Genomic DNA, 21,357 nt, shown 5'->3' on the forward strand with positions numbered 1-21,357 from the left:
AATCAATAGGTGGCTGACACACCGCTATCGCAGGCAAGCCAGCTCCCACACTTGATCTACTTCGATTAGGGATATTTGCGCATGTATCCGATTTCTTCGCAGCTTGCGGCGTTCGTCACCAAAACCGAATCCTTCACCAGCGAAGACTCATCGCTGGCCGGCTTGCGCCAGAATTACGACCGCATGTGCCAGGCGTTCACGCCGTCGCAGCCCGATGGCCTGCAAGTCTCGGACGCCGCGCTCGGCGGGGTGAAGGTGCGCTGCTATCAACCTGCAACGGCCACTCCGGCGCAAGGCTGGCCATGCCTCCTTTATATGCACGGCGGCGGTTGGGTGGTCGGCGGGCTGGATTCCCATGACTTCATCTGCTTCGAACTGGCCAGCGCCCTGCAGGTGTTGGTGATCGCCATCGACTACCGCCTGGCGCCGGAGCATCCGTTCCCGGCGGCGTACGAAGATTGCCGCGCTGTGTGGCAGGCAATCCAGGCGGGGCAGGTGCCGCACGCCATCAACTTGCAGCGTCTGGTGGTGATGGGCGACAGCGCCGGTGGCAATCTGGCGGCGGCGTTGTGCCTGGGCCTGCGCGACGACGGCCAGCCGCTGCCTCAGGCCCAGGTCCTGATCTACCCCGGTTTGGGTGGGCCGGCCGATTTGCCGTCGCGTCGCGATTGCATGGACGCGCCGCTGCTTAGCAGTGCCGATACCGACTGCTACCTGGCGCTCTACCTGTTGGGCGGCGGCGAGCCTTCGGCCTATGCCATGCCGCTATTGGCCGAGGATTTCAGCGGTTTGCCCAAGGCCCTGATCGCCGTGGCCCAGTTCGACCCGCTGCGCGATGACGGCATGGTGTATGCCGAACGCCTGCAAGCAGCGGGCGTCGAGGCCGTGCTGTATCCCGGCAAAGGCTTGGTCCACGGCTGTTTGCGCGCGCGCGGCCAGGCGCCGGAGGTGGATCGGCTGTACGACCACCTGCTGTCTTACCTGGGGAGCGAACAGCTGACACAGGTCTAAGTGCTCAAGGACATGCTCATTGCACAATTCGGGTTTATGATGCCAGACGGCAAGAATAATAGACGTCCCCTCAGGGATGAACCCGACACCCTACGGAGCGCGCAATGCAGACTTGGTACCCGCAGATCAAACCCTACGCCCGGCACGATCTGGCAGTCGATGACACCCACACGCTGTACGTCGATGAAAGCGGCACCCCCGAAGGCTTGCCTGTTGTCTTTATCCACGGTGGCCCCGGCTCCGGATGTGACGCCCAGAGCCGTTGCTACTTTGATCCGAACCTGTACCGCATTGTCACATTCGACCAGCGTGGCTGCGGGCGCTCCACGCCTCGCGCGAGCCTGGAAAACAACACCACCTGGGACCTGGTCGCCGATCTTGAGCGCATCCGCGAACACCTGGGCATCGACAAATGGGTGCTGTTCGGTGGCTCCTGGGGCTCGACCCTGTCGTTGGCCTACGCGCAAACCCACCCCGAGCGTGTGCATGGCTTGATCCTGCGCGGCATTTTCCTGGCCCGGCCGCAGGACATTCACTGGTTCTACCAGGAAGGCGCGAGCCGCATGTTCCCGGATTACTGGCAGGACTACCTCGCCCCGATCCCGGCGGACGAGCGCCACGACATGGTCGCCGCCTACCACAAGCGCCTGACCGGCAACGACCAGATCGCCCAGATGCACGCGGCCAAAGCCTGGTCCGGCTGGGAAGGCCGCATGTTGGGCCTGTGCCCGAGCCCGCAGCACGTCGAGCGCTTTTCCGAGCCGCAGCGCGCGCTATCCATCGCGCGTATCGAGTGCCACTACTTCACCAATAACTCGTTCATGGAGCCCAACCAGCTGATTCGCGATATGCACAAGATCGCCCATCTGCCGGGTGTCATCATTCACGGCCGCTACGATATGATCTGCCCGCTGGACAATGCCTGGGAGCTGCATCAGGCGTGGCCCAACAGCGAGCTGCAGGTGATTCGCGAGGCAGGGCACGCGGCCTCCGAGCCAGGCATCACTGATGCTTTGGTACGTGCGACCGGCGAGATGGCACGGCGCCTGCTTGATCTGCCGCCAGAAGAAGCATGAAGGGCCTGTTGCAACGGGTGCGTGGCGCCCGGGTCGAGGTGGCGGGCGAAGTAGTCGGTTCGATTGAGCAGGGCTTGCTGGTGCTGGTAGCTGTCGAGCCTTCAGATACGCCCGAGAGTGCCGACAAACTGCTGCACAAGCTGCTTAACTACCGAGTGTTCAGCGACGATGAGGGCAAGATGAACTTGTCTTTAAAGGATATCGGCGGCGGTTTGCTGCTGGTTTCGCAGTTCACCCTGGCGGCGGATACCAAAAGCGGGCTGCGGCCGAGCTTCTCCACGGCGGCCCCACCGGCCCTGGGAGCGGCGCTATTTGATCACTTGTTGTTACAAGCGCAACAATTGCATGGCAAGGTGGCGTCAGGGCGTTTTGGCGCTGATATGCAGGTGCATTTGGTCAATGATGGCCCTGTGACCTTCCTCTTACAGACATGAATGTATTAAAAACGACTTTAATGCCTAAAAACGCAGGGTTTCGCTACAAATACTTCGTTGTCCCTAATGCGTTGTTTCGCTGGCTACTAGATAATCGCGCGCTACGGGGATCAGCGTTGTTTGGTCCATTTTTGACTTAGGTAGAGACTTGTCCGACGGCCACTGGGGAATCATTTTGACCCAGGGGAGTCGGAACAATGCTCGCCAACCTGGCATATAGATAGCTGGCCGTTGGTTTTTTGATCTGTTTTCGGCGAGGGTTGCTCGTGATTGTTAGTCCCTGTAATGCACCAAAATTGTCTGCCAAACGGTTACGAAACGCACTGGTAACGGGCTCCGCCCTGTTTTGCCTGTTCGGCGCGGGTCAACTGTGGGCATTCAGTCTGGATGATGTGTCGGCCAAGGCAAAAGAGCTGGCCGGGCAGAAATACGAAGCTCCGCGCAGCAATCTGCCGAACGAATTTCGCGAAATGAAATTCGCCGACTATCAGAAGATTCGTTTCCGCAACGAAAAAGCCGAGTGGGCCGATCAGAACACGCCCTTCAAGCTGTCCTTCTATCACCAGGGCATGCACTTCGACACGCCGGTGAAAATCAACGAAGTCACCGCCGACAGCGTTCATGAAATCAAATACGACCCGACGCGTTTCGATTTCGGTGACGTGAAATACGATCCAAAGTCCACCGAACAACTGGGTTATGCCGGTTTCCGTGTGCTTTACCCGATCAACAAAGACGACAAACAAGACGAAATCATGACCATGCTCGGCGCGAGTTACTTCCGCGTCGTCGGCAAGGGCCAGTCGTATGGCCTGTCTGCCCGTGGCATGGCGATCGACACGGCATTGCCGTCCGGTGAAGAATTCCCGCGTTTCACCGAGTTCTGGGTCGAGCGTCCAAAACCGGGTGAAAAGCAGCTGGTGATCTTCGCCCTGCTGGATTCGCCACGCGCCACCGGCGCTTATCGCCTGACCCTGCGCCCTGGCACCGACACCATCGTCGACGTCAAATCGCAGATGTTCCTGCGCGACAAGGTCAGCAAGCTGGGCGTTGCCCCGCTGACCAGCATGTTCCTGTTCGGCGCGAACCAGCCGTCGAAGGTGCTCAACTACCGTCGTGAGCTGCATGATTCCAGCGGTCTGTCGATCCATGCCGGCAACGGCGAGTGGATCTGGCGCCCTCTGAACAACCCGAAACACCTGTCGGTCAGCAACTTCACCATCGAAAACCCGCGCGGTTTCGGCCTGCTGCAACGCGGTCGCGACTTCAGCCACTACGAAGACCTCGACGACAACTACGACAAGCGCCCAAGCGCCTGGATCGAGCCTGAAGGCGACTGGGGCAAGGGTTCCGTCGACCTGGTCGAGATTCCGACCGCCGATGAAACCAACGACAACATCGTTGCGTTCTGGAGCCCTGCCGAGTTGCCGAAAGTCGGCGAACCGCTGGACATCAGCTACCGCCTGCACTGGACCATGGACGAAAAAGCCCTGCACCCGGCCGACAGCGCCTGGGTCAAGCAGACGCTGCGTTCCACCGGTGACGTGAAGCAATCCAACCTGATCCGCCAGCCGGACGGCAGCGTGGCTTACCTGGTGGACTTCGAGGGGCCGTCCCTCAAAGCACTGCCGGCCGATGCCCCGGTGCGCAGCCAGGTGAGCGTGGGCGACAACGCTGAAATCGTTGAAAACAGCGTGCGCTACAACGAACACACCAAAGGCTGGCGCCTGACCCTGCGCATGAAGATCAAAGACGCAGGCAAGCCGACTGAAATGCGTGCGGCCCTGGTCCAGGATATTCCGCAGCCAGAGCCTGAAAAGGCTTCGACCCAAGTGATCAAGGCCGACAAACTCCTGGCCAAGCAACACGAGAAACAGGCCAAGAAGGACGCGAAAGAAGCGAAAGACGCTAAAGACGCGAAAGATGCCAAGGACAAGGAAGCCAAGCAGCCAGAAGCTGCCCCGGCCACGTCACTCTCTAATCCGGAGCCGAGCAAGACAGAACAAGTCCTGACCGAAACCTGGAGCTATCAGTTGCCTGCCGATGAGTAATTCTCAAGCCACGCCAGAGACTCTGTCCGAGTACCTGGCGCACCTCCCGATGACCGCAGAGCAGCGCGCCGAACTGGCGGGCTGCACGTCCTTCAGCGAGTTGCATGAACGCTTGTCGTCCGCGACTTTCGACGCACCGACCGATGCTGCCCAAGCCTCGGTTGGCCGTCGGCTGACCCTCAACACCGCCGAAGAGCTGCAAGACGCAGAAATGCTCGCGCTCGACGCCAGTGGCCGGGTGTGCCTGAAGGCGACGCCGCCGATTCGTCGGACCAAAGTCGTGCCTGAGCCTTGGCGCACCAACATCCTGGTGCGCGGTTGGCGCCGGATGACCGGTCGCACCAACCCGCCGAAACCGCCCAAAGACGAACGTGTACTGCCGGCCGCGCGCTGGCGTACCGTCGGTTCGATCCGTCGCTACATCCTGCTGATCTTGATGCTCGGCCAGACCATCGTCGCCGGCTGGTACATGAAAGGCATCATGCCGTACCAGGGCTGGTCGCTGGTCGACTTCGACGAGATTCGCAACCAGACCCTGCTGCAAACCGCGACCCAGGTACTGCCCTACGCCCTGCAAACCAGCATCCTGATCATGTTCGGGATTTTGTTCTGCTGGGTGTCGGCCGGTTTCTGGACCGCGTTGATGGGCTTTCTGGAACTGCTCACCGGTCACGATAAGTACCGGATTTCCGGCAAAAGCGCCGGCGACGAGCCGATTCCAAGAGATGCCCGCACCGCGCTGGTGATGCCGATCTGCAACGAAGACGTGCCTCGGGTATTCGCCGGTTTGCGCGCCACCTTCGAATCGGTGGCCGCCACGGGTGACCTCGACCGCTTCGATTTCTTCGTGCTCAGCGACAGTAATGAAGCCGATATCTGCATCGCCGAACAGCAAGCCTGGCTTGACGTGTGCCGCGAAGCCGGTGGCTTCGGCAAGATCTTCTATCGCCGCCGTCGCCGTCGCGTCAAACGCAAGAGCGGCAACCTCGACGACTTCTGCCGTCGCTGGGGCGGTGACTACAAGTACATGGTAGTGCTCGACGCCGACAGCGTGATGAGCGGCGAATGCCTGACCAGTCTGGTGCGCTTGATGGAAGCCACGCCGGATGCCGGGATTATCCAGACCGCGCCACGTGCGTCGGGCATGGACACTCTGTATGCACGCATGCAGCAGTTCGCCACCCGCGTCTACGGCCCGCTGTTTACCGCCGGCCTGCACTTCTGGCAGTTGGGTGAATCCCACTACTGGGGCCACAACGCGATCATCCGCATGAAGCCGTTTATCGAGCACTGCGCCCTGGCGCCGTTGCCGGGTAAAGGCGCGTTTGCCGGTGCGATTCTCTCCCACGACTTCGTTGAAGCTGCGCTGATGCGCCGTGCCGGCTGGGGCGTGTGGATTGCCTACGACTTGCCGGGCAGCTACGAAGAATTGCCACCGAACCTGCTGGATGAACTCAAGCGTGACCGTCGCTGGTGCCACGGCAACCTGATGAACTTCCGCCTGTTCCTGGTTAAAGGCATGCACCCGGTTCACCGTGCAGTGTTCCTGACCGGCGTGATGTCCTACTTGTCGGCGCCGCTTTGGTTCTTCTTCCTGGTGTTGTCGACGGCGTTGCTGGCGGTGAACACCTTGATGGAGCCGCAGTACTTCATGGCGCCACGCCAGTTGTACCCGCTGTGGCCGCAATGGCACCCGGACAAGGCGGTGGCGCTGTTCTCCACCACCATCGTGCTGCTGTTCCTGCCCAAGTTGCTGAGCATCATCCTGATCTGGGCCAAGGGCGCGAAAGAGTTCGGTGGCAAGTTCAAGGTGACCTTGTCGATGCTGCTGGAGATGCTGTTCTCCATGCTGCTGGCGCCGGTGCGGATGATCTTCCACACCCGCTTCGTGCTCGCCGCGTTCCTCGGCTGGGCTGCGACCTGGAACTCGCCGCAACGTGACGACGATTCCACGCCATGGAGCGAGGCAGTCAAGCGCCACGGCCCGCAAACCTTGCTCGGCTTCCTGTGGGCGCTGTTGGTGGTGTGGTTGAACCCGAGCTTCCTGTGGTGGCTGATTCCAATCGTCGGCTCGCTGATGCTGTCGATTCCTGTGTCGGTGATTTCCAGCCGGGTCAAGTTGGGCCTCAAGTCACGCGATGAGAGCCTGTTCCTGATTCCTGAGGAATACAATCCGCCGCAAGCCCTGCTGTCGACCGAGAAGTACACCCACGAAAACCGTTGGCACGCCCTGAATGACGGGTTTGTGCGTTCGGTTGTCGACCCGCAGCAGAACGCCCTGGCCTGTGCCCTGGCGACCTCGCGTCACCGTGAGGCCGAGCCGATCGAGCACTTGCGCCAGGAGCGTGTGCGCCATGCGTTGAAAGTCGGCCCTGCCGGCCTCAACAACGGCGAGCGCGTGGCGTTGCTCAGCGACCCTGTAGCTCTGGCTCGCTTGCACCAGCAGGTGTGGAGCGAAGGCCACGCCGAATGGCTTGGCGCTTGGCGTGCATCGATCAAAGCTGATCCGCACGCGCCGTTGCTGCCGCTGCAACCGCTGTCGTCGCAGGCCCAACCGGCCTGATTCTGACGCCCCCGAGGGCTCACCTCGGGGGCGTTTGAAGCGCTGGTCCTACAGCGTTTCACGCCTCTTCCTGATCCCCTTGGCACCTTGTTATTTCGAAACAAAAGACCCTTGTCCGAGGCGTATTGTCGTGCCTGCGGCTGGGTTAGCATCGCCCCCGAAATTGACTCGAACACAGGGGGATTCATGTTCAAAAGGTATTGTTCGGCATGGCTGATCAGCGCTGCCGCATTGATTTATTCAGGCTGGCTGAGCGCCGGCGCGCTTGATGACGCGGTGCGGCGAGGCGTGCTTAAAGTCGGCACCACGCCCGTCTATGTCCCCTTCGAAATGACCGACAAGCAGGGCCGTATCATCGGCTTCGAGATCGACTTGCTGCAAACGATGAGCCGCGCCCTGGGCGTCGAACTTGAACTGGTCGCTGTGCCCTATACCGATTTGGTGCCGGGGTTGATGGCGAACAAGTTCGATCTGATCGGCAGCGGCATGACGGTCACTCAAGAGCGCAACCTGAAGCTCAATTTCAGCGACTCCTTCATTGTCGTCGGCCAAACCGTGCTGTTGCATCCGAGCCTTGCCGGCAAGATCTCCAGTATCGAAGACCTGGACGAGGCGAGTTACCGGATCGTGGCCACCGAAGGCACTACGGGCGAGTCCGCCGCACAACGTTTTTTGGGGGCGGCCCAATTGAGCAGTGTCGCAACCCCGGAGGAGGGCGTGCGGCGGGTGGTGGAAGGCAAAGCCGATGCCTTTGTTCATGACGCGCCCTACAACCTGATCGCCATGACCCGGCCGGAGAACCACGCACTGCTGGCGCTGGAGCAGCCGTTTACCTTTGAGCCCCTGGCGTTCGGCCTGAAAAAAGGCGATTACGACAGCCTTAACTGGATCAACCACTTTCTCAGCCAGGTGGCCCAGGATGGCACCTACGATCGGCTGCACGACAAGTGGTTCAAGGACACCGCCTGGATGGCGGAAATTGACTGATCGTCATAACTACTTACATATCAATGAATTGCCGCGCGCTCGCCCGGACGTGTCTATCAGTGCGCTTGCTTGCACTTTTGTGGGGCTTTTCCGACATACGCCGTTAACAATTACCCGCGAAACCTTTGTGACGGGCAATGAGTGGGTTAGGATCGCACCCCGAATTGGTGCAGCCCTTTTGCGCGCCGACCTTACAAGAATCGTTCAGGGGACTTGATGATGAAAAAGTATCTTTCGATGCTGATGCTTGGCGTCACCGCGCTGGTCGCGGCCACTGCGGCGCATGCCGGCGCCATCGATGATGCGGTCAAGCGCGGCACGCTGAAAGTCGGCATGGACCCAACCTACATGCCGTTCGAAATGACAGACAAGCGCGGTGAAATCATCGGTTTCGAAGTCGACATCCTCAAGGCCCTGGCCAAGTCCATGGGCGTCAAGCTGGAGCTGGTGTCCACCGGTTACGAAGGCATCATCCCGGCCTTCCTGACCGGCAAGTTCGACATGATCGGCAGCGGCATGACCCTGACCCAGGAACGCAACCTGCGCCTGAACTTCAGCGAACCCTTCATCGTGGTCGGCCAGACCCTGCTGATTCGCAAGGACCTGGAAGGCACCATCAAGTCCTACAAAGACCTGAATGACGAGAAATACCGCCTGACGTCCAAGCTCGGTACCACCGGCGAGATGGTGGCTAAAAAGCTGATCTCCAAAGCCAAGTACCACGGCTATGACAACGAACAGGAAGGTGTGCTGGACGTGGTCAACGGCAAGGCTGACGCCTTCGTCTACGACGCACCGTACAACGTGGTCGCCGAGAAAAAGGTCGGTAATGGCAAGCTGGTATTCCTGGAAGAACCCTTCACCTTTGAGCCGTTGGCGTTTGGCCTGAAAAAAGGCGATTACGACAGCCTCAACTACATCAACAACTTCCTGCACCAGATCCGCAACGACGGCACCTACGATCGCATCCATGACAAGTGGTTCAAGAGCTCCGAGTGGCTCAAGGACATGGAATAAGCCAGGCTGAATACCGAGTCGCTCCCATCGCAGGCAAGCCAGCTCCCACCTTTGACTGTGTTCGCAGATCAAAAATGTGGGAGCTGGCTTGCCTGCGATGACGGCCTGACAGGCGACATCAATCCCGGAAGCTGAAATGAAACAGAAAAAAGCCCAATGGCCCTGGCACCTGCTGACCGTGGTCGTGCTGGTTGGCCTGGCTGGCGCGTTGTACTACGCCACCTCGCTGATGTCCTACGAATGGCGCTGGAACCGCGTGCCGCAGTACTTCGCCTACCAGGCCGAGACGTCCCAGCGCGCCGCCGACATCTCCACCGTCGTTGAGCTGGTGCGCAAAGGCGACATCGCCGAAGTCACCCTGCGCAATGACGCCGGTGCCGAGCAGACGCTGACCGTGGCCGACAACAGCCTGCAAGTGTCGCGTGGCGATGACGTGGCCGAAGGCGATGTGGTCGGCGTGACCCGGCACTGGGCACTCGGGCCGCTGATGTGGGGCTTGTGGACCACGTTATGGCTGTCGGTGGTGTCGGGCATTCTTGGCCTGGCGATCGGGTTGGCAACCGGCTTGTGCCGCCTGTCCAGCAACCCGACATTGCGCGATCTGTCGACGATTTACGTCGAACTGGTGCGCGGAGCGCCGCTATTGGTGCAGATCTTCATTTTCTACTTCTTCATCGGCACGGTGCTCAACCTGTCACGGGAATTCGCCGGGATCGCCGCGCTGTCGCTGTTCACCGGTGCCTATGTAGCTGAAATCGTCCGTGCCGGTGTGCAGTCCATCACCCGTGGTCAGAACGAAGCCGCGCGGTCGTTGGGTTTGAGTGCCAGCCAGTCGATGCGCCACGTGGTATTGCCGCAAGCGTTCAAACGCGTACTGCCGCCGCTGGCCGGGCAATTTATCAGCCTGGTGAAGGACACGTCCCTGGTGTCGGTGATCGCGATTACCGAACTGCTCAAAAGTGGCCGTGAGGTCATCACCACCTCGTTCTCGCCGTTTGAAATCCTGTTCTGTGTGGCAGGCCTGTACCTGCTGATCAACCTGCCGCTGTCGAAAATGGCCAGCCGGCTTGAGCGGAGGCTCGCGCAAAGTGATTGAAGTCCGCGATCTGGTAAAAGTCTTCGACACCCGTGGCCACGTGGTGCGCGCGGTGGACCACGTCACCACTCAAGTCGCCAAGGGCGAAGTGCTGGTGGTGATCGGCCCGTCGGGTTCCGGCAAATCCACCTTCCTGCGCTGCCTGAATGGCCTGGAAGAATTCGATTCAGGCTCCGTCAGCATCGACGGCTTGCAGCTGGCTGACCCGAAAACCGACGTGAATGCCTATCGTCGCGAAGTCGGCATGGTGTTCCAGCACTTCAACCTGTTCCCTCACATGACCGTGTTGGAAAACCTGTGCCTGGCGCAAAAAGTCGTGCGCAAGCGCGGCAAGCAGGAGCGCGAAGCCAAGGCCCTGGCATTGCTGGAAAAGGTCGGCATTGCCCAGAAGGCCAATGAGTTCCCCTCGCGCTTGTCCGGCGGCCAGCAACAGCGTGTGGCGATCGCCCGCGCGTTGGCGATGGAACCCAAGGTGATGCTGTTTGACGAGCCCACCTCGGCGCTGGACCCGGAAATGGTCGGCGAAGTGCTGGACGTGATGAAGACCTTGGCCCTGGAAGGCATGACCATGGTCTGTGTCACCCACGAAATGGGTTTTGCCCGCGAAGTGGCGGACCGGGTGCTGTTCTTCGATCACGGCAAACTGCTCGAAGACGCGGCCCCGGCCGAATTCTTCGACGCCCCCAAAGACCCTCGCGCCCAGGCGTTTTTGCGCCAAGTCCTGTAAAAATGGCCCTTCTGGCGAGCTGATTTCTGTGGCGAGCAAGCTTGTTGTGGCGAGCGAGCAAGCTCGCTCGCCACAAGTGCTGTAAGCCTCAGAGCTTGAATCTGCCGACCAGGTTCTGCAAATCCAGGCTCAACTTCGTCAACTGAGCACTTGCGGCCGCTGTTTCCTCACTGGCGGCCGCGGTTTGTTCCGACACATCCCGTACCTTCAATACGCTGCGATTGATTTCCTCCGCCACCGCGCTTTGTTCCTCGGCAGCTGCGGCAATCTGCGGGTTCATTTCCTGGATGATCGACACGGTGCGGATAATCGCCGCCAGTGCATCCCCCGCATCGTGGGTCAGTTCGACGCTGTGGTCGGTCAACGCTCGGCTGCCGTCCATGATATCGGCCACCTGCTGGGTGCCGGTGTGCAGCCCCAAAATCAGCCCTTCGATTTCCTCGGCCGACTCCTGCGTGCGCTGGGCAAGGCTGCGGACCTCATCGGCCACTACCGCAAAACCCCGGCCCGCCGTACCGGCACGCGCCGCCTCAATGGCGGCGTTCAGGGCGAGCAGGTTGGTCTGCTGGGACACTGACTTGATCACGTCCAGCACGCCGCTGATTTTTTGGCTTTCGCGCTGCAAGGCAATCATCGCCTGGCTGGAGCGCGCCATCTCATGGGCCAGGTGGCCGATCTGTTCGACGGCCTGCGCCACGACCTTGTCGCCGGCGCTGGCTTGCTGGTCGGCTTCATTGGCGGCAACCGAGGCTTGTTCGGCATGTCGGGCAACCTCCTGGGCGGTGGCGAGCATTTCATTCATCGCCGTGGCCACTTGATCGGTTTCGTCGCGCTGGCCGTTAACCCCGGCGCGGGTTTGCTCGGTGACGGTCGACAACTGAGTTGCGGCACTGGCGATCTGCCGCGCGCTGTCACCGATGCCGCTGATCAGGCTGCGCAAGCTGCGGGTCATTTGCCCGATGCTTTGCTGCAACTGGCCCAGTTCATCGTGGCGGTCCTGCGCAGTGTTCTGGCTCAAGTCGCCGTCAGCGACCCGGTGCGCGGCCGTGAGCAGTGTTCGCAGCGGGCCGACTATTTGCCGAGTGATCCACCACGCGGCCAGAACACCGAGTAACAAGGCCACCAAGGTGACGCAGATGAGCAGCCTGTGGGTCTGCTCGGCTTCGCTGTCACGCTTGGCGGTCTGGCCTTCGCTCAGCCGATGGCTGTGCTCGCGCAACTCATCGAGTTGTTGTTCAAATCGGTTTTGCACGGTTTCGATATTGAGCTGAGCTTGCTTGAGTTTGATCAACTGTTCGCGATAGTTGGCCAGGTCAGTCTTGAGCAGTGCCGCGTCCACCGGTTGCGCGGTCACCACTGTCTGTGCCGCGTCCAGGGCGCCGAGGGTCTGGCTGAGTGCCTCGGTGTAGGCCTGCAGCGACTCGGCGGCCCAGGCGGGGCTCTGGGCGCGATCCTCCGCCTGTTCCATGGCCTGGCGCAGGTTTTCGATGGCATCGAGGGCTTTTTCATCCTCCTGGTTGGGCAAGTCGCTGGCGAATTGCGCCAGGGTGTCGCTGGCCTGCAGGGCAGTCTTCTTGAGCGCGAGGCGGGTGCTCTCGCGTTGCTCGACCAAGGGCGGCAAGGCTGCCATGGCCGCCTTGAAACTGGCCACCAGGCGTATCGCTTCCTGCAGCCGTTGCAGGTCGGCCGGGTCTTTCAGACGCGTTGAAAGGTCGGCCAGGTGCTGGTCGATCTTTTCAATCTGCGTGGTCATTTTGGTCAGGCTGGCGGCGTCCGTCAGGGTGCGGTACACGATCCGGTCCGCACGCATGGTTTCGGCGTCCAGCGCCAGTTGAGCCAAGGTCGTCAGGCTGTTGGAGCGATAAAGCACGGCGTTCAAGGCTTGCCAGCCCGTCGCGGCGATCAGGACACTTAAGATCAGCACTTGGCCGAAACCCAGTGCAAGTTTTACACGGACGCTGGCGTTGACCAGCAAGCGGGTCAGCCGAAACATGGTGAACCTCCAAATCAGGGAGCGCGCTTGGCAACAGCTCAAACGCTAAATCGATTTGGGGTTATGGCGGGCTGATAACTGCGTAGGACGTTTCACAAGTTGCGGCGGCCTGGTCTGGCCGCCGCGTAGGATGGATCAAATACGGAAACGCCCGACCAGCGTCTGCAAGTAGATCCCCAGGCGCGCGAGTTCGGCGCTGGAGGCGGCGGTTTCTTCACTGGCCGAGGACGTCTGTTCAGACACATCGCGCACATTCAACACGCTGCGGTTAATCTCTTCGGCCACCGCACTTTGCTGCTCGGCGGCGGTGGCGATCTGCGAATTCATTGCCTGGATGGTCGAGACGGTGCGCGTGATATTGCCCAGCGCGCTGCCGGCGCGGCGGGTCAGCTCGACACTGCTGTCGGTGAGGCCACGGCTGTTGTCCATGATGGTCGCCACCTGCTGGGTGCCGCTTTGCAGGCCGACGATCAGCTCTTCGATCTCTTCGGTGGACTTCTGCGTGCGCTGGGCCAGGCTGCGCACCTCGTCGGCCACCACCGCAAAGCCACGCCCGGCTTCACCGGCACGCGCAGCCTCGATCGCGGCGTTAAGGGCCAGCAGGTTGGTTTGCTGGGCCACCGACTTGATCACGTCGAGCACGCTGCCGATCTTGTCGCTTTCGCGTTTGAGATGGCCCATGGCTTCGGTTGAGTTGCCGACTTCGGTGGCCAGGCGCTCGATCTGGGCGATCGCTTCACTGACCACCTTGTCGCCTTCGCGGGCCTGCTGGTCAGCGGCCACGGCGGCTTCGGAGGCTTCTTCGGCGTTACGCGCCACTTCCTGCACGGTGGCGGCCATTTCATTCATGGCGGTGGCCACCTGGTCGGTCTCGACCTTCTGGCTATTCACCCCGGCGCTGGTCTGCTCGGTCACGGCCGACAGTTGTTCGGCAGCGCTGGCGATCTGCGTGACGCCATCGCTGATCCCGCCGATCAGTTCGCGCAGGCCGACGGTCATGCTTTGCATGGCGCGCTGCAATTGGCCCAGTTCGTCCTGGCGTGCGGAGTTGAGGTTGTGGCTCAGGTCGCCGGAAGCCACGCGCTCAGCAACGTTGAGGGTCTGGTTCAACGGGATGACGATCTGCCGGGTGATGGCCCAGGCGGCGACCATACCGAAGATCAGCGCCAGCACGGTGGCCAGCAACAAAAGCTGCTTGGCTTGCGCCGCATCGGCATCGCGCACGGCGGTCTGCGAGGTGGTGAGTTTTTCGCTGTGGCCGAGCAGGATGTCGCCTTGCTCGGTCATGATTTTCAGGGCCGCAGCGCTGGCAACCTGGGAGTCACGGTACTGGCTGACGGCGGCGCGGTAGGCTTGCAGCGACACGCCGGCTTCTTGCAGGTTGGCCTGGTACTGCTCAGGCAGTTGGCCTTGGAGTACGGTGATTTTCTTCAGGGCATTGTCGATGGCATCCAGCGCAGGTTGCTCGGCTTCGGTCTTGCCGCTGTAGGTGTAGCCGCGCACCTGGAAGCGCGATTGCTGGATCAGCTTGCTCAGGTCGACCACGCTGTTGAACTGGGTGACGCTGTCACCTTGCAGCAAGGCTTTTTCGACTTCGTTGGTTTTGGCGACGGCGTTGTCTGCGGTGTCGCCGAGCTTACTGCGTGCGCCTTCACGCTTGAGGCCGGCCTGGACCATGGCGGCAAAGGCCTTCTTGTATTGGCCTAAAGCCTCGAGCTGTTGCTCGACCAGAGCGTTGTCGTCGGGTTGCTCGATCAGGGTCTCGGCGGTTTTCAGGCCACTGTCCAGTTTGGTGATCAGGCCGTTGACCGCATCCGTGCCTTGTTCGCCGCGCCGCATTTCGAAGTCCAGGCGCGCCAGGCGCAGGTCTTTGGTCAGGCCATTGAGGCTGGAGATAAAGCCCAGCTTGTCACCGCGACTGATCACATCGCCCAAGCCGGTCCAACCGGTGAACGTGATCAACAGCGTCAGGATCAACACCAAGCCAAAGCCAATGCTCAGCTTGCGGTTGACGCTCACATTCCCCAGTTTTTCGGCTAACCAACGATACATGCTGCGAACTCCCTTTGAACAAGGCTTGGACTTATTCAGAGGCTATCGGCCGCGCAGGAAGTTTCTGTAGCGACACCGATCCACTGTGGAGCGGGCTTGTGTGGGAGCGGGCTTGCTCGCGAATGCGGTGGGCCAGTCAAATATGTGTGACTGATCCACCGCATTCGCGAGCAAGCCCGCTCCCACATGGGTTCTGTGTTGTCGGTTGGTGTGTTGTGGGATTAGAAAAGGCGGGCGAGCAGGGCGGTCACGGCGGTCTCGACGCGCAGGATGCGTGCGCCGAGCTGCACGGGTTGCAAGCCGGCCTTGGTCAACAGGTCGACTTCGTAGGGAATCCAGCCACCTTCCGGGCCGATGGCCAGGGTTACCGGCGTGTCGAGCCCGCGCGGGCAGGCCGGGTAATCGCCAGGGTGGCCGATCAGGCCGAGGGTGCCTGCGGTCATGGCTGGCAGGCGATCTTCAACGAACGGCTTAAAGCGTTTTTCGATGATGATCTCAGGCAGCACCGTGTCGCGGGCCTGCTCCAGGCCGAGGACAAGCTGCTCGCGGATCGCCTCAGGCTCCAGAAACGGGGTTTGCCAGAAGCTCTTTTCCACCCGATAGCTGTTGACCAAAACCACCTTCGGCACGCCCATCGACGCCGCGGTTTGCAGCACTCGGCGCAGCATCTTCGGGCGCGGCAGGGCCAGCAGCAATGTCAGCGGCAGTTTGGCTGGCGGCGGCAGGTCGAAGCTGACTTGCAGCTCGGCTTCGCTGGCCTCCAGGCGCAGCACTTGTGCATTGCCCATCAGCCCGCCAATGCGGCCAACCCGCAGGTTGTCGCCCACCGTTGCGCGGTGGACGTCCTGCATGTGCACCAGGCGCCGATCACGCAGGATCACGCGGTCGGCCGCGATAAAGTCGGCCTCTTCAAGCAGCAGCAGGTTCACGGCTGGGTCGCTGGCGGCTGGTCGTCGTCGACGGGTTGGTCATCCGGGTGATCGCCACGCTTGCTGATCAGGCTGCCGAACAGAATGCCGATCTCGAACAACATCCACATCGGCACGGCCAACAGGGTCTGCGAGAAAATGTCCGGCGGTGTCAGGATCATGCCGACCACAAAGCAGCCGATGATCACGTACGGACGTACTTTCTTCAGGTATTTGACGTCGACCACGCCGATCCACACCAGCAGCACCACGGCCACCGGGATTTCGAAGGCCACGCCAAAGGCGAAGAACAGCGTCATCACGAAGTCGAGGTAACTGGTGATGTCGGTCATCATCTCCACACCGGCCGGGGTGGCGGCGGCGAAGAACTTGAAGATCAGCGGGAACACCAGGAAATAGGCGAAGGCCATGCCGGTGTAGAACAGCAGGATGCTCGACACCAGCAACGGCACGGCGATGCGCTTTTCATGCTTGTACAGGCCGGGCGCGATAAAGCCCCAGATCTGATGCAGGATCACCGGGATCGCCAGGAACAGCGAAACCATCATGGTCAGCTTCAGTGGCGTCAGGAACGGCGACGACACGTCGGTGGCGATCATCGTCGCGCCCGCCGGCAAGTACTGGCGCAGTGGCGTAGAGACGAAGGTGTAGATCTGCTGGGTGAAAGCGAACAGCCCGGCAAAGATGATGAAGATGGCCGCTACGCAACGCAGCAGGCGGGTACGCAGCTCGGTGAGGTGCGAGACCAGCGGCATGTGCTGGTCGTTTTCCGGTTTATCAGCGCTCATGGGGCTCGCGGCGGCAATGTAGGGTCATGGGGAGCGGGCGACGCAACGGGCGTCGGCGCTGGCGCGGTCGGGGCGGGCTCTGCCGGGGCGTGTTCCACCACAGGGGCAGCTTGGGCCACGGCAGGCGGTGCGATGCTGTGCTCGGCCACGGGCTCGGCCGGTTTGCTCGGCTCATTCACCGGCGACAGAATCTTGCGCGCTTCCTGCTCCAACGACAGGATATGTTCGTTGTGCAGTTGCCGGCGGATCTCGTCGGCGCCGATTTCCCGTTCAACTTCCTGTTTGATGGCGTTGAAACTGCGTTTCAGGCGCCCGATCCATAGGCCGGCCGTGCGTGCGGCACCGGGCAGGCGTTCCGGCCCCAATACCAGCAGGGCCACGAGGCCGACGAGGAGCAGTTCAGAGAAGCTGATACCAAACATTAGTCAGTGCTCACGAGTCTTTGCGGGTCGGCTCTTCGACTTTTTCAGCCTGCACGTCGAAGGTCCGACGCTCAGTGATCGGCTGGGTCGCCTGGGGGTGCACAGGCTGGGCCGGAGGCACTGGGTTCACGACGGGGTTGACCACCGGGTCGGCCGGCTTTTCGTCATCGTTCATGGCTTTACGAAAGCCCTTGATCGACTCGCCGACGTCGGTGCCCAGGTTCTTGAGTTTCTTGGTGCCGAACACCAGTACCACCACTATCAGAATGACGATCCAGTGTTTCCAGTCAAAAATGCCCATGCTGCAATTCCTCTGTAAAAGTTATTCAGGCGGACGGGCGCGAGGCCTTTTCGGCGTGCCCGGACAAGCCGAAGCGACGGTCCAGTTCATCCAGCACGGCCTGTGGATGCTGCCCCAGTTGGGCGAGCATGACCAGGCTGTGGAACCATAGGTCAGCGGTTTCGTAGATCACATCGCTGCAGTCGCCGCTGATCTGGGCGTCTTTGGCGGCAATGATGGTCTCGACGGATTCTTCGCCGAGTTTTTCCAGAATCTTGTTCAAGCCCTTGTGGTACAGGCTGGCGACGTAGGAGCTGTCGGCGTCCGCGCCTTTGCGGTCCTCCAGCACCTGGGCCACGCGGTTGAGGGTATCGCTCATGTTCAGTGTCCTGCCGAGTAAATGGCGTGCGGGTCTTTGAGCACCGGTTCAACCACCTTCCATTCGCCGTTCTCGAACACGCGATAGAAGCAACTGTGACGACCGGTGTGGCAAGCGATGTCGCCGATCTGCTCGACCATCAGGATCACCACGTCGGCGTCGCAGTCGATGCGCATCTCGTGCAGGGTTTGCACGTGCCCGGACTCTTCGCCCTTGCGCCACAGTTTGCCACGCGAACGTGACCAGTAAATGGCGCGCTGCTCAGTGGCAGTAAGGCTCAGGGCCTCGCGGTTCATCCAGGCCATCATCAGCACGCGCCCGGTCTTGTAGTCCTGGGCAATGGCCGGCACCAGGCCGTCACTGTCCCACTTGATCTCGTCCAGCCAGTCTTTCATGTTCCGCTCCGGCAATTTGCGACAGTGTATAACCGGATCGGCTATCGACGCACGATCAGATAAACACCCACGGCGACCATGATGCCGGCCGGCCAGTGGCCCAGTTGGTTCAGCGGCCCGCCGATGGCGAGCATCACGCCGCCAACCAGGTGCGCGGCGCCCAGCAGGCGCAGGAACCAGTCGTCCTTGCGCTTCTGCCACGGCGGCGCGGGGTCTTTGGCGTGGGGCTGGGACATGCGCTCCAGCAGGTCGCGGGTCATGCTGGCCAGGTGCGGCAGCTGCTCCACTTGGCTTTGCAGGTTGCCCAGCAAGGTTTTCGGGCTGACGCGCTCACGCATCCAGCGCTCCAGGAACGGCTGCGCGGTGTTCCACAGGTCGAGGTCCGGGTACAACTGACGGCCAAGGCCTTCGATGTTCAGCAGGGTTTTTTGCAGCAGGACCAACTGCGGCTGCACTTCCATATTGAAGCGCCGCGCGGTCTGGAACAGGCGCATCAGCACCTGGCCGAATGAAATATCTTTTAACGGTTTTTCAAAGATCGGCTCGCACACGGTGCGGATCGCCGCTTCGAATTCGTTGAGCTTGGTTTCTGCCGGCACCCAGCCTGAATCGATGTGCAACTGCGCCACGCGGCGGTAGTCGCGCTTGAAGAAGGCAAACAGGTTGCGCGCCAGGTAATCCTGGTCTTCCGGGGTCAGGCTGCCGACGATGCCGCAGTCGATTGCGATGTACTGCGGGCTCCACGGGTTGACGGTGCTGACGAAGATGTTGCCCGGGTGCATGTCGGCGTGGAAGAAGCTGTCGCGGAACACCTGGGTGAAGAAGATCTCCACGCCGCGCTCGGCGAGCATCTTCATGTCGGTGCGCTGGTCGGCCAGTGTGGCGAGGTCGGTGACCTGCACGCCGTAGATGCGCTCCATCACCAGCACTTTCGGGCGGCACCAGTCCCAATAGATTTGTGGCACGTACAACAGCTGCGAGCCTTCGAAGTTGCGCTTGAGCTGGCTGGCGTTGGCGGCTTCGCGCAGCAGGTCGAGTTCGTCGTAGATGGTTTTTTCGTAGTCGGCGACCACGTCCACCGGGTGCAGCAGGCGCGCGTCGGCAGAGAAACGCTCGGCGGCGCGGGCGAGGATGAACAGCCACGCCAGGTCCTGGCCGATGATCGGCTTGAGGCCGGGGCGAATCACCTTCACCACCACTTCTTCGCCGGTCTTGAGCTGCGCCGCATGCACTTGCGCAACCGAGGCCGAGGCCAGCGGGTCGACGTCGAAACGGCGGAACACTTCGCTGATCTTCTTGCCCAGCTGCTCTTCGATCAGCTTCATCGACTGCTGGGAGTCAAACGGCGGCACGCGGTCCTGCAGCAGCATCAGCTCATCGGCGATGTCTTCGGGCAACAGGTCGCGGCGGGTGGAGAGGATCTGCCCGAATTTGATAAAGATCGGCCCCAGGTCCTGCAGCGCCAGGCGCAGGCGCGCGCCCCGGCTCAGCTCCAGCTGTTTGCGCGGGAACCAGCGCCACGGCAGCACATAGCGCACCGCCAGCAGGAACCACGGCAAGGGCAGGGCGAACAGCAGGTCATCGAGGCGGTAGCGAATTACGACGCGCTGGATACGAAACAAACGGCGGACGGCGAGCAGCTTCATGCGTTATCGCTTGGATCAAGGGAACGGCTCAGGCGCTCGAAGCGTGCCTCAAGGCGTTCCAGGTCGATTTTGGCCTTGTCGAGTTCACGAAAGCGCGCTTGCGCTTCGCGTTCTCCGACCAGGGTGCGCGATTCTTCGCTCAGGTATTCGGCAAGGTTCTGGCTGAGGCTGGCAAACCCCTGCTGATACCAGCGCGAGCGGCTGCGCAGGTGCCCGCTGATCAACTGGGTGGCCACGGGGCCGATCCAGCGTGACAGCTCGTATTCCCAGTCCAGTTCCAGGTCTTGCAGCACGGCGGCCAGGTCCATCAGCACCGCGCTGTCGCCTTCCAGCTCCACTTCGGGGCCGTGGAGGATGGCGGTTTTGTTGCGGCTCAGTGCCAGGTGCAACAGGCTCGACGCCGGCGCGCGCAGGGTGCAGTCGGCCTCGGCGGCCCACTGGCTTGCGAGCAGCAGGCCTTCATCGCTGGGCAGGATAAACAGCTGCATGGCGGGGCTGGTGCAATCGACGGCAATCACCTTGCCGTTCAAGTGCGCGAGCCGCGCCAGGGCGGTGCTGTCCAGGCGCAGCACACGGTTGATGCCGTGTTCGACGCTGGCGAGAAGGCCCTGGAACAGCATCAGGGCTTGATGCCGCGGTGCAGGGCGACGATACCCGAGGTCATGTTGTGGTAGGTCACGCGGTCGAAACCGGCCTCTACCATCATCGACTTCAGGGTTTCCTGGTCGGGGTGCATGCGGATCGATTCGGCCAGGTAGCGGTAGCTCTCGGCGTCATTGGTGATCAGCTTGCCCATCAACGGCATAAAGGCGAACGAGTAAGTGTCGTAGACCTTGGACATCAGCGCGTTGGTCGGCTTGGAGAACTCCAGCACCAGCAGGCGGCCACCCGGCTTGAGCACGCGCAGCATCGAGCGGATCGCGTCTTCTTTATGGGTGACGTTGCGCAGGCCGAAGGCGATGGTCACGCAGTCGAAATGGTTGTCCGGGAACGGCAGCTTTTCCGCGTCGGCCTGGACGAATTCGATATTGCCGGCCACGCCTTTATCCAGCAGGCGGTCACGGCCGACCTTGAGCATCGAGCCGTTGATGTCGGCCAGCACGACCTGGCCGGTAGGGCCGACGAGCTTGGAGAATTTGGCCGCCAGGTCGCCCGTGCCGCCGGCGATGTCCAGCACGCGGTTGCCGGTGCGTACGCCCGACAGCTCGATAGTGAAGCGCTTCCACAGGCGGTGCATGCCGCCTGACAGCACGTCGTTCATCAGGTCGTACTTGGCGGCTACGGAGTGGAACACCTCAGCGACTTTTTCCGCTTTCTGGCTTTCCGGAACGTTCTTGAAGCCGAAGTGAGTGGTGGGTTCGGCATCGCTGCCTTTGCGCTGATCAGTCATATCGCTGTCACCAAAAGAGAATGCGGGACATGATAATCCCCAAGGCCTACTTTGTCTTGGCAAGGCTGAAGGTAAGATAGGCGGTCACCGAGACCTTTTGCCGCATGGCAGGTGTTCTGAG

General features: G+C 61.3%; 20 protein-coding genes and 1 pseudogene. 9 read left to right on the plus strand and 12 right to left on the minus strand.

The window, feature by feature from the left end:
* Positions 1–81 precede the first annotated feature (81 nt).
* The 9 genes from PspR76_RS02105 to PspR76_RS02145 all read left to right on the plus strand — a co-directional run bounded on the left by PspR76_RS02105 (position 82) and on the right by PspR76_RS02145 (position 10,962).
* Positions 82–1,011, plus strand: a complete 930-nt coding sequence (locus PspR76_RS02105; RefSeq protein ID WP_159953754.1) for an alpha/beta hydrolase — start codon at positions 82–84, stop codon at positions 1,009–1,011.
* Between the two features lie 104 nt (positions 1,012–1,115).
* Positions 1,116–2,087 (plus strand): prolyl aminopeptidase, encoded by a 972-nt coding sequence (gene pip, locus PspR76_RS02110; protein WP_159953755.1) that lies wholly within the window; start codon positions 1,116–1,118, stop codon positions 2,085–2,087.
* The gene (gene dtd, locus PspR76_RS02115; RefSeq protein ID WP_159953756.1) at positions 2,084–2,521 is read left to right on the plus strand and encodes a D-aminoacyl-tRNA deacylase; all 438 of its coding nucleotides are present in this window, start codon (positions 2,084–2,086) and stop codon (positions 2,519–2,521) included. The genes pip and dtd overlap by 4 nt, the downstream gene beginning before the upstream one ends.
* A 266-nt stretch (positions 2,522–2,787) precedes the next feature.
* The gene (locus tag PspR76_RS02120) at positions 2,788–4,572 is read left to right on the plus strand and encodes a glucan biosynthesis protein G (RefSeq protein WP_159953757.1); all 1,785 of its coding nucleotides are present in this window, start codon (positions 2,788–2,790) and stop codon (positions 4,570–4,572) included.
* Complete coding sequence (mdoH, locus tag PspR76_RS02125; protein ID WP_159953758.1) at positions 4,565–7,135, plus strand: glucans biosynthesis glucosyltransferase MdoH; 2,571 nt, start codon at positions 4,565–4,567, stop codon at positions 7,133–7,135. The genes PspR76_RS02120 and mdoH overlap by 8 nt, the downstream gene beginning before the upstream one ends.
* 186 nt (positions 7,136–7,321) lie before the next feature.
* Positions 7,322–8,122: a transporter substrate-binding domain-containing protein gene (locus tag PspR76_RS02130; RefSeq protein WP_159953759.1), complete on the plus strand. Its 801-nt coding sequence runs from the start codon at positions 7,322–7,324 to the stop codon at positions 8,120–8,122.
* Between the two features lie 219 nt (positions 8,123–8,341).
* Positions 8,342–9,139: a transporter substrate-binding domain-containing protein gene (locus PspR76_RS02135; RefSeq protein WP_159953760.1), complete on the plus strand. Its 798-nt coding sequence runs from the start codon at positions 8,342–8,344 to the stop codon at positions 9,137–9,139.
* A 136-nt stretch (positions 9,140–9,275) separates the two neighbouring features.
* Entirely contained in the window at positions 9,276–10,235 is a 960-nt protein-coding gene (locus PspR76_RS02140) for an amino acid ABC transporter permease (protein ID WP_159953761.1), read from the plus strand.
* Positions 10,228–10,962: an amino acid ABC transporter ATP-binding protein gene (locus PspR76_RS02145; protein WP_057724449.1), complete on the plus strand. Its 735-nt coding sequence runs from the start codon at positions 10,228–10,230 to the stop codon at positions 10,960–10,962. The genes PspR76_RS02140 and PspR76_RS02145 overlap by 8 nt, the downstream gene beginning before the upstream one ends.
* 88 nt (positions 10,963–11,050) lie before the next feature.
* Here the strand turns inward: PspR76_RS02145 and PspR76_RS02150 are convergent, their stop codons facing one another.
* The 12 genes and pseudogenes from PspR76_RS02150 to ubiE form a co-directional block, all read right to left on the minus strand.
* Positions 11,051–12,955 carry a methyl-accepting chemotaxis protein gene (locus PspR76_RS02150; RefSeq protein WP_159953762.1) on the minus strand — a complete coding sequence of 635 codons (1,905 nt, stop codon included), beginning with the start codon at positions 12,953–12,955 and terminating at the stop codon, positions 11,051–11,053.
* Positions 12,956–13,090: 135 nt separating this feature from the next.
* Positions 13,091–13,963 (minus strand): methyl-accepting chemotaxis protein, encoded by an 873-nt coding sequence (locus PspR76_RS31555; protein ID WP_371317685.1) that lies wholly within the window; start codon positions 13,961–13,963, stop codon positions 13,091–13,093.
* Positions 13,949–15,007: pseudogene (locus PspR76_RS31560) on the minus strand (methyl-accepting chemotaxis protein); the annotation flags it as partial. The pseudogene PspR76_RS31560 and the gene PspR76_RS31555, both read right to left, overlap by 15 nt.
* 221 nt (positions 15,008–15,228) lie before the next feature.
* Positions 15,229–15,936, minus strand: coding sequence for a 16S rRNA (uracil(1498)-N(3))-methyltransferase (locus tag PspR76_RS02160; protein ID WP_159953764.1), 708 nt, complete (start codon positions 15,934–15,936; stop codon positions 15,229–15,231).
* The gene (tatC, locus tag PspR76_RS02165; protein ID WP_159953765.1) at positions 15,933–16,724 is read right to left on the minus strand and encodes a twin-arginine translocase subunit TatC; all 792 of its coding nucleotides are present in this window, start codon (positions 16,722–16,724) and stop codon (positions 15,933–15,935) included. The genes PspR76_RS02160 and tatC overlap by 4 nt, the downstream gene beginning before the upstream one ends.
* Positions 16,721–17,146, minus strand: coding sequence for a Sec-independent protein translocase protein TatB (gene tatB, locus PspR76_RS02170; RefSeq protein ID WP_159953766.1), 426 nt, complete (start codon positions 17,144–17,146; stop codon positions 16,721–16,723). The genes tatC and tatB overlap by 4 nt, the downstream gene beginning before the upstream one ends.
* A 10-nt stretch (positions 17,147–17,156) precedes the next feature.
* On the minus strand, positions 17,157–17,447 hold the full coding sequence (locus PspR76_RS02175; RefSeq protein WP_159953767.1) for a twin-arginine translocase TatA/TatE family subunit: 291 nt from the start codon (positions 17,445–17,447) through the stop codon (positions 17,157–17,159).
* 25 nt (positions 17,448–17,472) lie between these two features.
* The gene (locus PspR76_RS02180) at positions 17,473–17,805 is read right to left on the minus strand and encodes a phosphoribosyl-ATP diphosphatase (protein WP_003209299.1); all 333 of its coding nucleotides are present in this window, start codon (positions 17,803–17,805) and stop codon (positions 17,473–17,475) included.
* Between the two features lie 2 nt (positions 17,806–17,807).
* On the minus strand, positions 17,808–18,200 hold the full coding sequence (hisI, locus tag PspR76_RS02185; RefSeq protein WP_058423690.1) for a phosphoribosyl-AMP cyclohydrolase: 393 nt from the start codon (positions 18,198–18,200) through the stop codon (positions 17,808–17,810).
* A 41-nt stretch (positions 18,201–18,241) separates the two neighbouring features.
* Complete coding sequence (gene ubiB / locus PspR76_RS02190; protein ID WP_159953768.1) at positions 18,242–19,846, minus strand: ubiquinone biosynthesis regulatory protein kinase UbiB; 1,605 nt, start codon at positions 19,844–19,846, stop codon at positions 18,242–18,244.
* On the minus strand, positions 19,843–20,466 hold the full coding sequence (locus PspR76_RS02195) for a ubiquinone biosynthesis accessory factor UbiJ (protein ID WP_159953769.1): 624 nt from the start codon (positions 20,464–20,466) through the stop codon (positions 19,843–19,845). The genes ubiB and PspR76_RS02195 overlap by 4 nt, the downstream gene beginning before the upstream one ends.
* On the minus strand, positions 20,466–21,236 hold the full coding sequence (ubiE, locus tag PspR76_RS02200; RefSeq protein WP_003171186.1) for a bifunctional demethylmenaquinone methyltransferase/2-methoxy-6-polyprenyl-1,4-benzoquinol methylase UbiE: 771 nt from the start codon (positions 21,234–21,236) through the stop codon (positions 20,466–20,468). The genes PspR76_RS02195 and ubiE overlap by 1 nt, the downstream gene beginning before the upstream one ends.
* Positions 21,237–21,357 lie beyond the last annotated feature (121 nt).

Source organism: Pseudomonas sp. R76 (genome assembly GCF_009834565.1).
In the GTDB taxonomy this organism is placed as follows: domain Bacteria; phylum Pseudomonadota; class Gammaproteobacteria; order Pseudomonadales; family Pseudomonadaceae; genus Aquipseudomonas.